The organism is Dapis hubbardiae BLCC-M172 (assembly GCF_050016015.1).
Classification (GTDB): Bacteria; Cyanobacteriota; Cyanobacteriia; order Cyanobacteriales; family Microcoleaceae; genus Trichodesmium.
The window spans coordinates 12,413-28,190 of record NZ_JBNHEQ010000213.1; the positions used below are offsets into that span (position 1 = coordinate 12,413).

Sequence of the window (15,778 nt, forward strand, 5' to 3'; positions counted from 1 at the left end):
AAAAATTTGTAGGGGCGGGTTTCACCAACAACATTGATATACTATATTAATTTATCTAAACCCGCCCCGCGCCCCGTGGAGTAGATATGGGGGCGGGTTTATTTGATTTGATTGAGTTCCCATTAACACCCTGCACAGAACCCGCCCCGCGCCCCATCAACGTTGAAAAATTTGTAGGGGCGGGTTTCACCAACAACATTGATATACTATATTAATTTATTTAAACCCGCCCCGCGCCCCCTCCAGCCATATCGGCTGGGCGGGGATACTTCAGAACTTCTTCTAAAGTAGAAGTAAGTAAATTACTAGATTCTTATGTTGCTCCAATTGAACAACGTAGACAATTTCCTCACTTCTAACTCCTCCTAAAATTCCGGAACTCCCTACTCCCTATTCTGAAGACTTAAGATATTGATAAGTTTCTTTAGACACCCCGCGAATCAAGTCTACAGCATCCTGGTCATCATCCGGACGCTTCACCAGTACAGCCAATAGATAACGCTTGCCATTAAGCAAATCAATCATACCCACATCCCCCAACACAGACTTCAGATTACCTGTTTTGTGAGCAACCACAGAACCTCTACCTACACCCCTGGGTAACAAAGAATCATTCCTAGTTCTTTCCATAATCCGAAATAAGCGATCGCGAGACTTCAGCGACACCAAACCACCCTGATTAACCTGTGAAATTAAATTTATCAAATCCTTGGGAGTCGTTGTATTAGTTCCCGACAAATCTGGTAAAGGATTATTAATAACAGTATTCTTCAAACCCCAACTCTGAAATAACTGATTCAAAACATCAGCGCCACCAAGTGCTTCAATTAATATATTAGTTGCGGTATTATCACTAATCACAATCATTTTTCTCGCAGTTTGCAAAGCCGTATATTTGCTACCAGGCTTCCGAAACTGCATATCTCCAGAACCCTCAGCTACATGAGATTCCTCCATTGTTAACATATCATTCAATTTGATTCTTCCCTGATCCACCGCCTGGAAAAAAGCCACTAATATCGGCAATTTAATCGTACTAGCTGCAGCAACAGCAGTATCTCCATTAATATCCAGATAAGCACCAGTATCAGCATCAATCATAAATACTCCTGGTGTTAGCTTTGGGTATTTGGCAATGACAGTATCTAACTCTGTTTTCAAAGCTGTCATTTCCCTAGTTTGTTGTACTGCCAAAGGTACAATGGAAGGAGATTTCCATTCTTGATTTGTCTCTACCTCACTATCTGCTGCTTTAGATATCAGATTAGAACTACTTCCAGGCTTCAATATTGATAGCACTGTTCCAGCAATTACTGCTATTCCCACACCTAAGATTAACATCCGAGTTGCGTACAAAAGCAAAGAAGCAGAACGGGACTTATGACGACTTGTAACTGGTGATTTTTGAGTCGGTAGTGGCTCATAAATAAAAGATTGAGCTTTTTCTTGTCGTTTCTGAGGGCGAGCAGATGATGTTGGTTGTTGTTCTGCGATCTTCCTTAATCTAGTGAGTTCCTCTATTCGGCTACGTTTAGCCCTATGAGACTGAAATTTAGGAATTTCTTGTTTGGAAACTCTGGGTACAACAGTTTTCTTTTTAGAAGGTACTGGCCTGAGAAATGTTTGGGGTTGCTCAGAAGCTGGAAGTGGAAACTTAGCTACATTACGCCTTTTCTTGAGTGGTAGCTGGGGTTGCAGCCGATTACTAGGGGTTTTACTATTAGACTGCTGCGACTGAGAGTCTGACTTAGTAGTAGAAGGTACTACTGAAAGAATTGATCGATTGCGAAAATTCTGAACCACTCCAAACACCTTAATATATAACTATAATTTTATTGATAAGACCTCACCTTTAAGGGTGGGGTTTAAATTGCACAAATATCAAAAGTAATCTTGGCAAAAATAATTTTTTCTTTGATTAGATAACCTAAAAATTAGAGAAAATTTAAACAATTATTTCTGTTAATTTATGATAGGTTTTGATATTATTAATAGTGAATTTGTCTAATAATTATTATCGTCGCTATACTCCAAAAAATTTGGTTATTATATAGCATATTTTCCCCAACACTATTGCAGAGAAATTGGGTTTAAAACCCCACTGTTATTAGCAGTGTCCACAATTTAGTTGGAGTTAAATCCAAGGACAAAAATTGAACCTAAAATCTAGCACCTACAACCTAAAACTTTATTCAAGACTAGGTTCTGTCACAAAACTCCTAGAAAATTAGCTTTGAACAGAAACACTTAGCTACTAGCTTAGTGTAAGTCACCTTATTACTTTAGCGTGAGCCGTACCTATTTTTACCTAGTCCAAGCAAAATAACTACCTGATGGATAAATCCTGAAGGTTTTCATCAGCAACTTAAACTTCGTGGTAGGATATTCTTATTAATTAGAATACCCAGACTAACCACAAATCTAATCAAAGCGCTCAAGTCGCTTAAATGGTTAGTCCAGCCTACTTTTTTAAAGTAAACGTTATTTAGGTCATAACACCTTGGGGTGCGCGGCCAGCTCCAAGCTCTGTTGTTCGGCATTAAACAGGTAAAGAGATTTGAAAAACCAGTGTGTCGAGCTTTTAAAAGCCAAAATAACTAGGCGAGGCCAACTTTACGCATTTTGTGCAGAATGGACGCAACAATGTCCAAATTTTTGCCTAACCTTATGTTTTGAGGTGTATTAATATACCTCAAAAATATCTTATTTCTTTAGGAAATAGAGACAATTACTCGTTTTAAGCGCATTTTTTCTAAGAGCAGAAAATTAACTATCATCCCGATCATAATTAGATAGTGCCCAATTGATTTGTCTAATCATTCCCCGTAACATTGCCACTTCTTGAGTAGAGGGATAAGCACGATTGTATAAACGACGGAATTTTTCCATTCTGCTGGATGCTGTATGGGGATAAAGATAACCTATTTTCAATAACATGGTTTCTAGATCCTGATAATATGCTTCTAAAATATCTAGGGAGGCTTCTGAATCGGGAGGTTGGCTCTGAGGACTATTATCTTGATTGAGTTGTGCCTGATATAGCTCATAACAGCAGATGGCTACTGCTTGAGCCAGGTTTAGAGAGGGATAGGCATCATCCGATTGAATACGGACAAATCTTTGGGCGTAGTTTAATTCTACATTAGTTAAGCCTCGGTCTTCTCTACCAAATATTAAAGCTGCTGAGTATCCCAGTAGCCAAGGTAGGGCATTTTTCGGGTTTTCGAGGTGGGTGGGCAATGAGCGGTCTAGGGATGTAGTGGCGATCGCCCTTTGACATCCTTTTAGAGCTTCTGGCAATGTTTGGACGATGGTCGCCCTTTCTAAAATTTCCACCCCATGAACCGCCATTTTTCGGGCTTCTGCTCCATGAGGGTCACATTGTGGGTTGACCAAGACCAAATTATAGAAGCCCATATTTTTCATAATCCTGGCTACAGAACCAACATTTAGTGGCCCTTGGGCTTCTACTAATACTATCCTAATTTCTGTTGATTCTGGTTTAACCATAATTAATTTGTAAGCATTTCCTTTCCTGCGGAATGCGGAGCTAACAGCCATCAGTCATCAGCTATTATTTCTGATTTTAAATAAAAGGTTTATTAATTGAGCCATAATTAAATCTTACTACAAAAGCTTGTTTCGTTGGCAATTTAAGTTTAGTTTGGGAAATATAGCAATCCTATTTCATTTCAATTGTAATATTTTTGTGGTAGTTAGGAGTCAGTCATTTCAGTTATCAGTTAACACCTGTCTCTGGCTAAACCCAGAGGCTTGACATAAGGAATATTCTCTTTTTTTATCCCCTTAAAAGGGGAGGCTATTGACTTTTTTTTTGCTCATCAGGAGAATTAATTATTAATTGTTAATTGTTAATTGTTAATTGTTAATTGTTAATTGTTAATTGTTAATTACTTAATCCCTACTCCCTGAATTAATAATAATTCTGCTAATTCACAAAAACCTTCTACTTCTTTTTTCCTAGTAATATAAGCTGGCTGATGATTTAATTTATTAGCATATTCGAGAACATTTGCTACTCCCACTGACAAAGGAAATTTACTTTTTTCAAATAAACTTTCATCATTCGGACTATCACCAACTGTAATAATGTTTTCTGTTGTTATATTAGGGAAATATTTTGACAAAACTTGCCATAATCCAGTAGCTTTATCTTGTTCTAAAGGTTTGATATGACATTGCACAGTGCTATAGGTAAAACCATAACCTTTGCTTTGACAAATCTCTGCCATTTTTGTCAGTTCAGACAAACTAAAATCCTGTATATCAAAAGTCCAATCTGTCAATCTAAACTGATTATCAACAGATGGTTCAATTTTGGTAAATTGACTTTTTAAGTATTGAAAAACTTCAGCTAAATTTTGTCTGTGTAGAGCAATATTGGGAATAGAAGTTAAAAATTCAGGTGCTTCAGTATGAATAGGATAAAATAAACCACCATTTTCAGCGATCGCTCCGACAATAGGCAAATAATTTTTAATAGCTTGGACCCAACCAGCAGAACGACCTGTAATTACTAATACCTGAATTTTTGCTGTTGCTAATGCTAACTTTTCTAAAGCCAGAAAAAGATGAGAAGTAAATTTACCATTTTTTGTTAATGTACCATCCATATCAGTAGCAATAAGTTGAATATTTTTTAGGCAAGTTTTTGCTACTTCTTCAGAAATAGGAGTCAAAGGCATAATGAATATTTTGGGATGATAATTTATCAACTTGTTAGATTATATAGCAATCCTAAATTGGTTGTGAAAATTTATATAGTAGTTAATTTTAACTGAAAACTTTTAAAATGATATAGGTCGCCAGTTTGATGACTCCCCTACCTAATACCAATTCCCCAAAGTAATGCTATACTTGGGTATTACTTCAGCTATTAATTAATTAGTACAAATAAAATCATTTTTTTGCTAATTTTAGTTTATTTAATATTGATTATTGTTATCTTTACTTCTCCCCCCCTCCCCTACTCCCCTACTCAACAAACTGTAGAAAAGTTTTTGAGAAATGGTATAACTACCAGCAAAATATAGAGAACTTTATCTCACTCAGGTACTATTAGCCTAGAAGATGCGGGAAATACAGTGATTTGAAAGTTATTTCAGTAATTGTTAGGATGTTCATTAATTGATAATGGATAATTACCTCTTTAACAATTGATAATGAACAATGGATAATGAATAATTATTTTTGAGCATAAGCACCATTACAAAATTGTTTACCTACCCTAATTTGATGTGAGGCATACAGTATAAGGAATTTAGTCTAACAAAATGTGTAATGAATTTTTACCTGCTTAATTATCAATTACTTCCCACTATTACCGAAAAATTAAGGTATAAAACCTCTCCATTTATGGAGAAAAAACAAAAAAAATCCTTTTATGCTATTTATAAATTTCTCAATGAAGTTGCACTTAATAAAAGATAACAGCTATTGCTAAAATTCAGCCTTCAGTAATAATTATTAAGCGCATTGTTACAGAGAAATGATATTAGTCACTCCTCTTCTTTATAAGAACAGGTAATTATTAATTATTAATTGTTGAACTATTCCCTATTCCCTATTCCCTATTCCCTAAAAATGACAGAAATAGTATTACCAAATTCCTGTAATCTCAGACCTGCAACTGCTAAAGATATATGGTCTATCCGTAAGTTAGTTTTAAGTGCTAAACTTGACCCGACTCAATTAAGTTGGCAACAATTTTGGGTGATTGAATCTGAGGGAAAATTAGTAGCTTGTGGACAATTGCGTAATTTTGAAGATACACAAGAATTAGGTAGTTTAGTAGTTGTAAAAGCTTGGCAAAAATGTGGATTAGGCACAACACTTACAAAACATCTAATTCAACAGGCAACTAAACCTTTATATTTGGAATGTCTGGGTCAAAAATTAGAATATTTTTACAGTCGCTTAGGTTTCGAGCCTATTTCTTTAGCAGAATTACCTCAATCTCTAAAGTTGAAATTTGGTATACCTCAATTAGGTAGGAAAATATTCAAAATTCCTGTGATAATTATGGAGTATCAAGGAAATCAATTAACTTAAGCATAGCCGTCAGCTATCAGTCATTAATTCATTATCTTTATAGAAGAAATTAGTATTGATATTTTCAGGCAAATAAAGCCTTCAGCTATCAACTATTAGTTATGATTTATTAGCTTAATTAAAATACTTTGTATGAAATTTATATTTGAGGAAAACAAGAATTTATGACATAAAAAATGGTATTAAATATATTCATTATAATTCCTAATATCATGTCCGGTTGAATAGTTATAATTAGAAGCTCGTAGTAAAGCTCTAGCCTCAAAATACATATATTATCGGCTAGAGCTTTACTACAAACAAAAATTTTTTTATCACTACTCCTAAATTACCGAATAATTAATAATTATTGATTAAATAGTTTAGGTTTAAAGCCTCCTATTTCAACAGGAAAAAGCGGTCGTTTAGCTAGCGCACAACTTTCCTGACGGAATGCTCCGCAAACGTTAACGCTTCGCGACATGAATTGCTCGCATGACCTTAGGATGGGATGCTGTTTCGGCGCTTCAGCCGACATGAAAAGCGGAGCGGCTCTGCAAGAGCGCGAAACCTAGCCATATCCAATCGACCAAGAGAAAAGTGCTAGGATATTTCCTTATATTCAATCCTCAAGGATAAAACCAGAGCTAATTATACCAATTCCTAAAAGTAACGCAACACCTTGAATAACACTTCAGTTATTAAGTAATTAAACTAAGGTAATTACTTTTTTGTTAGTTTGAGCACTATGAGTGCATTAATTATTCTTGTTTGTAGGGACGCCCTTATGCAACGTCCCTACCTTCCCCTACTCCCCTACTTTAATCAAATGTAGAAAAGTTTTTGAGAAATGGTATTATCAATTATCCATTATCAATTATCAATTCATGAAAAGAAGCTGATAGCTGACGGCTAAGACCTGTTTGGGCAGCATTCCGCAGGAAATGTTTACAAATTGACTTTATTCAGAATAAATAAACTTTCATCTCCCCCACGTCCAATTCTAAAATTTTCGTCTATATAAGTAATATCAAGTGTGGCAACTCTACCTTGAGGATTATTAGCTTTTACAACTTTAAAAGGATTTAATTTAGGTGTGTCAATACCTACAATTTTCTCAATCGCTAAATAACGTTTATCAAAATAGACATTGATGCGTTTATCTGCTAAACCAGATGTATTTATAGCTGGCTCAAAACTAGCAGTTACTTTCACATATCCTGATATTAATTTCATAGGATGTTGTACTTGGGCGATATTAAAAAATTCTTTATTGGCAACATTAATTACTTGATAAACTTTTCCTACTTTTAATCCCAATGGTAGGGAATCTAAAGAACGAATTTCTCTAGCTGTAGAGTATAGTAGTTGCCAACTTCCTTCTAATAAATTAGGAGTATAGAGGAGAGGTTGAGGATGAAGATTGAGACTTTCTAAGTCTTTTGTTAACTTTTCAATTTCTTGTTCTAAAGTTTTTTCTAACTTCACATTAGTAACAGGAGAACCATCATTTCTAGTTTGAATATTTTTGATGGTCGCTTGTAATTTTTCCTTCAAAATTTGATTATTCATAGAATTAAAGAGAATAATTAAACAATTAATAATATCATGTCCGGTAGCATCGGTATTACAAGTGAGAAGGTAAGGAAGAAGGCTTGAGTTATCTAGGAGAGAAGAAAGAAGAAAAGGAAAAACCTTACATAATGTAAATATTTCCCCAACTTTTACACGACGCGACCATACCAGCGGACATGATATAATTAATAATTACTTTTTCCTAGAAATAAGAGGATTGACTAATATCATTTCTCTGTAACAATGCGCTTAATAATTATTACCCAAAGCTTAATTCCAAAGCTTAATTTTAGCAATAGCTGTTATCTTTTATTAAGTGCAACTTCATTGAGAAATAGTATAAAAGGATTTTTTTTGTTTTTTATCCATGAATGGAGAGGCTTTATATCTGAATTTTTCGGTAATAGTGGGAAGTAATTGATAATTTATGGATAATAATTAACTTTATTTTTGATTTTTGGAGAGGTTGAATATACATCGACTAAAAAAACTTGTTTCTGGGTTCACCTGCTTAAGTCCTAATTAACTTAATAACTCATCTACCGGAATACTAAAACCATTTAAAACTTTTTGAGTATTAACAACTTGCCCAGAAATAAAAATAAGCCTCGATTCTTGAGTCACAACAATTACCCATTTATTCTCAGGAAATACTAACCAAACTTCCTCACCTCCAGACTCTAAATATTCTTGTGCTTTAGCAATAACATCTTCAGCTAAATCTGTAGGAGAAACAATTTCAGCACTTAAAGGAAAACTTTGAGGCAAGACTTTTTCATTGCCAAATTCTGTCTCTAATTCTGGAGTAAGATAAGCAACATCAGGGTAACGCCCTTGCTTGTTTGTCCGACAAGGTACATCAGTATAAACTTTTCCACCTTGCTCACTAGAATCTTTGTAACTTCTCCAATAAAAGTAAAGATTTCCTTGAATCCGACTATGCTTAAGAGTCATACCATTTTTATCCAATAATTGCCCGTTAACCCACTCTTTCTTTTCAGGAGGATTTTGTACCCAATCTTCTAAAGTATATTCTGTTGATTTTTTGACAACAACTGGGGATGTAATCATTACTAATTACCTATGATTGATTCCTAATTAAATTATAGTAAAAAATCTCTTTTTTTTTCTGGTTGACAATACAATTGTTTTATGTTAGACAATATGATAAATGGGAAAAATTAAAAGAGTATTTTGCTCATAATATCCCAAATAATGCCATAATTTCAGGTAAAATAAAAACCTAAAAAAAAGTAAGTGAACTTCCAATCAGTCATAGCTACCTTAAATCAATTCTGGAGCGATCGCGGTTGTCTCATCGCTCAACCTTATGATACCGAAAAAGGGGCAGGTACAATGAACCCCCACACATTTCTGCGGGCGATTGGTCCCGAACCTTGGTCAGTTGCCTACGTTGAACCCTGTCGTCGTCCCACCGATGGGCGTTATGGTGAAAACCCTAACCGCTTTCAACACTACTATCAATATCAAGTCTTAATCAAACCCTCTCCTAATAATATTCAAGATGTTTATCTTGACTCTCTCCGCGCTCTGGGTATTCGTCCAGAAGATCATGATATTCGATTTGTAGAAGACAACTGGGAGTCTCCCACTCTGGGTGCTTGGGGTGTTGGTTGGGAAGTTTGGCTTGATGGTATGGAAATCACCCAATTTACCTATTTTCAACAATGTGGTAGTATAGATTGTCGCCCAGTGTGCATTGAAATCACTTATGGTTTGGAGCGCCTTGCGATGTATCTCCAGGAAGTTGATGCTATTACTAAAATAGCTTGGACTGATAATGTCACTTATGGAGACGTTTACCTTCAGGGAGAAATTGAACAATGTACCTATAATTTTGAAGCATCTAATCCTGAGTTTCTGTTTAATATATTCGGTCTCTATGAAAAAGAAGCTGAACAACTCATAAAACAAGAATTAGTCTTACCCAGTCTCGACTATGTTCTCAAATGTTCCCACAGTTTTAATTTACTAGATGCTAGGGGAGTAATATCTGTCACCGAACGCACTCGTTATATTGGCAGAATTCGTAATTTAGCACGTCAAGTTGGTCAACTTTACTTAGCACAACGGGAAAGTCTTAACTTTCCACTGTTGAAAGAAACTGTGGAAGCAGCCTAAACTTCACATACTCCCGACGCTGCTCTACGAGACAGCGCGGGGAGCTAGAACTTTTGTAATTTCCTTTTTGGTTGCTTCAATAGCTTTCTTGGCAATGTCATAAGCACTCGGATATTCATTAGGGTTATCTTGTCCTGGTATACAAAACTTGCGTCGAGACAGACGCAGCAGGTCAACAAAGGGAGGAGTTGCATTGAAAATTTCTATAGCAATTGGTCCGTTATATACTTCCAAGACTGGTGTGAGAAAATCCTGCCAAGGTAGCCAACTGGTATGAATTGGGCCTCGATCAGGAGATGAAATTTGAATATGATGTAGCCGTTTTTCGTCAGCTAAATGCTTAACTTGTTCTGAGAATATTTCCGGTCCGTCTCCATCTAACGTTTCATGGGAACTGTCAATTACAACTCCCACTTGTTTACTTTCCACACCTTGAAGAAATTCTATTAATTGAGATAATTTATTCGGTCCTGGAGTTTCCCAATGAGTAATAGGTTCTATGGCTAATTTGACATTTTTTTCCTCAGCATACTTGCCTAATTCGTTGAAAATAGGTTGTGCATTTTGATAGCGTAGTGCTAAATGTTCTTGTAGTCGATCGCTCCAAATAGGCTCATTAAAGTCTGTGGTAGGGAAAACACCATAAGGAATAAGAATTGGACCCATCATAATTTCACCCCCTAAAGTGGCTGTAATATCAACTCGTGATTTCAAATATTCCAGTGCTTTTTGCCTTTGTTGGGGATAGAAAGAACTAGGATCAAAAGTTCTAGTTCCTAGTACACTTGTGGATATTTTCACATCGGACAACCCTTGATCGTTGAGATATTGCTTTAATTGCTGATAATTTTGGATATCTTGGCTAAAATTTTCTCCAAAAGTAGGAGCAATAGGAAACTCAAACCCATTATAACCAAATGCTTGTAGCTGTCTAATATGATTTACCACAAGTTTCTTATAGTCTACATTAGGGGTGTTCATGTTCATAGGGAACACAAACATATCAGTGGTAAACATAAAGAAATTGAAGTAAATATCGGGCAAAGATGTAGATGGACTCATGTTGTATTATCTATTTTGATAGGTTCAGGACTTACGCATAAACGCCATACCTAGTAGGGGGAAATGGCATTTGCCCTCTACAGATAGCGTATGATCTACAAGTTTGCGTAAGTCCTGAGGTTGTTAAATTGTGCCAAATTGGTGGCAATAGACATCTCCAATATACTAACATCTACCTCCCATAAACCTGGTTTCTTGTAACACTCCGAAAAAAAGCAGAGAAACTGGGGATTTGACCTTAAATAAAATAAAATACCATTTTTTAGAGTATTGACTTAATAAAAGAATAACGGTATAATTCGCCAGAAAATATAGGACTTGAGTGTACTCAATCTCAATAAAATCCATCAGGACTAAATTAAAACTAAATAACCAATAAACAACTATAATGGCTGAAACACAGGCTACTCTCGATAGGTTGACAACGGGGGTTTAAGTTTGTGGAATTTTGAAGTAAACTTTAATTGGTCAATATATGTGACGCTTTATATCAGTTTTATGGAGCATAAAAAATGGAAATCAGACAATATTTAGAACCAATCGCAGACATATTCCGCAATTTTGGTACTCCTGAACCAATCGTACATTGGGGACACCCACTAATGATGGGGATAGTTGTATTTGTCATGGGTGGTTTTGTTGGTTTCACCGGATGGCGTAGACGAGTAGTCACTGATGAAGCAATAGCTCTTGAAAGTGGTTCTAATCATCGGAAAATGGCACCATTTATGTTCCTATTTATGGCATTAGGCTACACAGGTGGGGTATTATCTCTGGTGATGCAAGAACAAGAAATATTTGAAAGTCCTCATTTTTGGACGGGTTCCGTTGTATTAGCATTACTGGCAGCAAACGGTTTTATTTCCCTGACAAAATTTGGTGGAAATCAAGCGGCATTGCGCACTACTCATGCGTACCTGGGTAGCATAGCACTATTTATTATGGTAGTTCATGCAGCATTAGGTTTAAGACTGGGTTTAGCTATCTAAACTATTTATCGTTCCTTAGTAGTTAAACCTTAATGTTTTTAACATAAAAATATTATCAGGCTTGTAGTGGACTGACACATCTAATGGGTGTGCATTAGGGCGGGTTTATTTAATCTTAGGGTGAGCATGAAAATTGCAACTAAAACCCGACCCTACTATTAGACTATTTTAGCTGTGTCAATCCTGTAGTTGGGCTAAAACACCTTAATTATTTCGGCTAGAGCAAAACTACAAACAAGCCTAACACCCTTCTTCCTTACGAAAAAATGAATCAAGCTGTAGCGATCGTTATCTGCCTAGCTTATATAATGGGGCTAATATCTACTATTGTACCTTGGGGTATATATGCCATACTAACTTTAGGATTAGTATTAGCAATTATTGTACAACAAAGATACCGACAAATTTTACGCAGGTCAGCTAAAGTAATCACAACTTCTCAACAAAAAATAAATTCTGAAGAGTTACTCAGAAGTGGTGAATTTCCAGATTCAGTCTCCAAAAGAACTAGAAAATCACTGCTAAATTCAAATTGGTTGTGGATAATTGCGGGAGCGATCGCTTTTCTTGCCAGTATTTATTTTCAATTTCGAGTACCCCAACCTACAGCTACCGATATTAGTAAAATCATCCCAGTTGATGGTGAATCTAAACAACAAGTAGTTACAGTTCGTGGAAGAGTTATCTCCTCTCCCCGCAAGACTCGCTCAGAAAAAGCACAACTTTGGCTAAAAGTAGCTCAAGTAAGTGAAATAGTTGGTACTGATGGTTCGGCAAATGTACACCAAGATGTTACAGGAAAACTTTACGTCACAATACCCCTTCTGCAAGCAACAGGTGTCGATCCTGGTGAGTTAGTAGCAATAACTGGTTCTTTATATAAACCATCACCAGCTACTAATCCTGGAGGGTTTGATTTTCGTGCTTATTTAGCTAGACAAGGTTCTTTTGCTGGGGTTGCAGGTTATAAACTTACTACTACTAACCAAGAAAGTAGTAATGCTTGGGGATTATATAAGATTCGACAGCGAATTATTCGCGCTCAGGTAAGTTCTTTGGGAGTTCCAGAAGGGCCTCTGGTAAGTGCAATGGTTTTAGGACGTAGAGCTGTAGATTTGTCTTATCAACTACGAGACAAATTTGTGCAGGTTGGTTTAGCTCATGTATTGGCAGCATCAGGTTTTCATGTTTCCCTAATTTTAGGTGTGGTGCTGACTTTGACTAAAAATTTGCCTTCAGGAGCAAGATTTGGCTTTGGTATCTTTACTTTAATTATCTATGTGGGTTTAACTGGTGGTTCCCCTTCAGTATTGCGAGCAGCTTTTATGGGATTGGCAGCTTTGCTAGCAATTATTTCTCAACGCCAGGTTAAACCATTAGCTTCTCTAGTTTTGGCTGCTACTTTGTTGTTATTAGTCAATCCTCTGTGGATTTGGGATTTAGGATTTCAGTTGAGTTTCTTGGCGACTCTAGGATTATTGGTAACAGTTCCGTCTTTAATGAAACGGTTAGATTGGTTGCCCTCTGGTATCGCTTCTTTAGTTGCTATTCCTATTGCTGCTTCTGTTTGGACCTTACCTCTATTGCTATCTGTGTTTTATGTGGTTTCGCCCTATACTATTTTGGTGAATATTATTACTGCACCTCTGGTTGCTGTAATTACTTTGGGTGGATTTATTAGTGCAATACTGGCTTTAATTTCTCCTTATGTGGGCAGTCTGATAGCGGAAATATTATCTTTTCCGGTTAGGAGTTTGATTGAAATTGTGCAGTTTTTTAGCAAGTTACCAGGAAATCAAGTTGCAGTGGGAGCAATATCGGTTTATCAGTTGGTTGTGCTATATGGGTTGATTTTTGCTACATGGTTTTTGAGAAGTAGACCCCCAGCAGCAGATAAACGCAAAAAGAAAAAGTTGCCTCTGAAGTTTTGGCAGTGGAGTTTGCTTTTAGCGATCGCTATTATTATTATTCCTCTCTGGTATACTCGGACTTCTGTGTTTCAAGCTACGATTCTTAATTCATCCTCTGAACCAGTGTTTGTGATTCAAGACCGAGGTAAAGTAATTCTGGTTAATGTTGGAGATGAAAATACAGCCAGATTTACAGTGTTACCATTTTTACGGCAGCAAGGTATTAATAAAATTGATTGGTCTATTGCTCTTTATTCCCAAAAAGGTCTGAGTCGGGGTTGGTCTAATATTTTTGATAGCTTAAGAGTTAAAACTTTTTATGATGTAGAAGCTGATGATGAAAAGAATTATCAAACTAATAATCAACCTGTCTTTAATACTCTGCAAAAGAGTCAAGCTAATTACTACACTTTGGTAAATAAGCAAAATATTGAGTTGGGTTCTACACAGATAAAATTAATTAATTCTGAGACCCCAATTGTAGAATTTATGATTCATGGCCAAAGTTGGTTATTATTGGGAAATGCTAAACTGTCCGAGCAGAGTAAGTTATTAGCAGCAAGAAGTTTTCAGCAGACTCAGGTACTTTGGTGGCCTGGAAATAAGCTGAATCCAGAATTATTGAATATTATTCGGCCAGAAGTAGCGATCGCTTCTTCAGATTCTGTCCATCCAGATATGATTGAATTTTTTCAAGAAAATAATATTCCTCTATTTTGGACAGGTCGTGATGGTGGGATTCAATGGACTCCTGTTACGGGGTTTCAAACTACTTTAGAATCAGATCAAGTTGATAGTTCTTTTCTTTGATATCAGGGAATAGGGAATAGGTCATTTCAGTTATCAGTTATCAGTTATCAGTTATCAGTACCTCGCCGCTGTTGCCAGAGGCTGGAAATGCGTATGGCGAATATTTTTTTCATCCCCTTAAAAGGGAAGGCTATTGAGATTATTTTTTGGTCAGAAGTCAGGAGCCAGGATAAAGAAAGGATTTGAATAGCATGAATTTTTAAATTAGTTTTCAATAGAAAATCTGTATAAAGATGAAGTCAGGACTTACGAAAAATATTTAATCATACACGATCTGTAGGGGCGATTTCCATTCCGGAATACTTTCCTTCGGAATGCTCTGCAAACGTAAATGCGTTTGCGCAGCATTCCGCAGGAAATCGCCCCTACTAGATATGGTGATTATGCGTAAGTCCTGGAAGTAATTTTGCGATTACTGTATAACCGGATTTGATATGATAGAATAAATTAATCATATTTTGCTCATCTTAATGGCCAAAGTCCCAAAAGACTTTTGACCAAGAAATCAGGTCTCAAACTTTTAGCCTTAGCTGAAGGTTACTGATAACTGATAACTGTTAACGCAGTTCCTCCGATAGGAGGCTAACTGATAACTGAATTAGGGAGAGGTGGCAGAGTGGTCGAATGCGGCAAACTCGAAATTTGTTGAAGGGAGACCTTCCGTGGGTTCGAATCCCACCCTCTCCGTTGAAAATTATTGAAAATAAATTTTTCTTTCTGATTTTTCTGTTCTTGTACCGAATGTGAAAAAAAAATTCACATTGATTATTGTGAAATTCATTTTGAGAGTTAGTTAAGATTCAATCTGCAATTACAGCGGTTTTCATTTCAGTAGACCACAGTAGGGACGTTCCATGGAACGTCCCTACAATATTTTGGTGATGACGATGTGGTTGATCAATCTGAAAAGCCCTGTAAATGTCATTTTTCGTCACTGCAAATAAACATTAGTTAGGATTATTTGTAGTGAAACAAGGTTGAGATACAACTATTAGGTATTGCATTAAGAAAGCCTAGGAACAGAATGAGGTAACAGTAAGTTTGGTGGTCACCTATTTCGGCGTTGCATAACCTAGGTATGAATTATAAATATGTATCTTATAAGACTACTTGTTCCCTAACTATGTTATTAGAACTACTGCTGTACAAAACTTACACAATCCCGGCAAAACTAGGTAAAACCCGGTAATTCCTGTCTTGATGTTTGCTTCTTGCTTTAACCTGGAGAGTCGGCTCTTG

Annotated in this window: 10 protein-coding genes and 1 tRNA gene; 5 read left to right on the forward strand and 6 right to left on the reverse strand. The window is 36.2% G+C overall.

Annotated elements, in window-relative coordinates; all coding sequences use genetic code 11:
* Nucleotides 1–390 precede the first annotated feature (390 nt).
* The 3 genes from ACP6PK_RS19645 to ACP6PK_RS19655 form a co-directional block, all read right to left on the reverse strand.
* Nucleotides 391–1,803, reverse strand: coding sequence for a serine hydrolase (locus ACP6PK_RS19645; RefSeq protein ID WP_426561911.1), 1,413 nt, complete (start codon nucleotides 1,801–1,803; stop codon nucleotides 391–393).
* A gap of 963 nt (nucleotides 1,804–2,766) precedes the next feature.
* Complete coding sequence (locus ACP6PK_RS19650; protein WP_426561965.1) at nucleotides 2,767–3,510, reverse strand: RNA methyltransferase; 744 nt, start codon at nucleotides 3,508–3,510, stop codon at nucleotides 2,767–2,769.
* Between the two features lie 401 nt (nucleotides 3,511–3,911).
* Nucleotides 3,912–4,706: an HAD family hydrolase gene (locus ACP6PK_RS19655; protein ID WP_426561913.1), complete on the reverse strand. Its 795-nt coding sequence runs from the start codon at nucleotides 4,704–4,706 to the stop codon at nucleotides 3,912–3,914.
* Between the two features lie 898 nt (nucleotides 4,707–5,604).
* On the opposite strand from ACP6PK_RS19655, the gene ACP6PK_RS19660 reads away from it, so the two are divergent.
* On the forward strand, nucleotides 5,605–6,072 hold the full coding sequence (locus ACP6PK_RS19660) for a GNAT family N-acetyltransferase (RefSeq protein ID WP_094672486.1): 468 nt from the start codon (nucleotides 5,605–5,607) through the stop codon (nucleotides 6,070–6,072).
* A 927-nt stretch (nucleotides 6,073–6,999) separates the two neighbouring features.
* Here ACP6PK_RS19660 and ACP6PK_RS19665 read toward each other — a convergent pair.
* Nucleotides 7,000–7,623 (reverse strand): PAP/fibrillin family protein, encoded by a 624-nt coding sequence (locus ACP6PK_RS19665; RefSeq protein WP_094672487.1) that lies wholly within the window; start codon nucleotides 7,621–7,623, stop codon nucleotides 7,000–7,002.
* Between the two features lie 525 nt (nucleotides 7,624–8,148).
* Nucleotides 8,149–8,697: a Uma2 family endonuclease gene (locus tag ACP6PK_RS19670; RefSeq protein WP_426561916.1), complete on the reverse strand. Its 549-nt coding sequence runs from the start codon at nucleotides 8,695–8,697 to the stop codon at nucleotides 8,149–8,151.
* A gap of 186 nt (nucleotides 8,698–8,883) precedes the next feature.
* Here ACP6PK_RS19670 and glyQ point away from each other — a divergent pair, with 186 nt between their 5' ends.
* Nucleotides 8,884–9,768: a glycine--tRNA ligase subunit alpha gene (glyQ, locus tag ACP6PK_RS19675; RefSeq protein ID WP_426561918.1), complete on the forward strand. Its 885-nt coding sequence runs from the start codon at nucleotides 8,884–8,886 to the stop codon at nucleotides 9,766–9,768.
* 24 nt (nucleotides 9,769–9,792) lie between these two features.
* Here glyQ and ACP6PK_RS19680 read toward each other — a convergent pair whose 3' ends face one another.
* A complete protein-coding gene (locus ACP6PK_RS19680) occupies nucleotides 9,793–10,830 on the reverse strand; it encodes a sugar phosphate isomerase/epimerase family protein (RefSeq protein WP_426561920.1) in 1,038 nt (345 codons plus the stop codon).
* Between the two features lie 512 nt (nucleotides 10,831–11,342).
* Here ACP6PK_RS19680 and ACP6PK_RS19685 point away from each other — a divergent pair.
* The 3 genes from ACP6PK_RS19685 to ACP6PK_RS19695 all read left to right on the forward strand — a co-directional run bounded on the left by ACP6PK_RS19685 (nucleotide 11,343) and on the right by ACP6PK_RS19695 (nucleotide 15,226).
* Nucleotides 11,343–11,819, forward strand: coding sequence for a DUF4079 domain-containing protein (locus ACP6PK_RS19685; RefSeq protein ID WP_426561922.1), 477 nt, complete (start codon nucleotides 11,343–11,345; stop codon nucleotides 11,817–11,819).
* Between the two features lie 266 nt (nucleotides 11,820–12,085).
* Entirely contained in the window at nucleotides 12,086–14,539 is a 2,454-nt protein-coding gene (locus ACP6PK_RS19690) for a ComEC/Rec2 family competence protein (protein WP_426561924.1), read from the forward strand.
* Nucleotides 14,540–15,141: 602 nt separating this feature from the next.
* Nucleotides 15,142–15,226: transfer RNA gene (locus tag ACP6PK_RS19695), tRNA-Ser, on the forward strand.
* The last annotated feature ends 552 nt before the right edge of the window (nucleotides 15,227–15,778 follow it).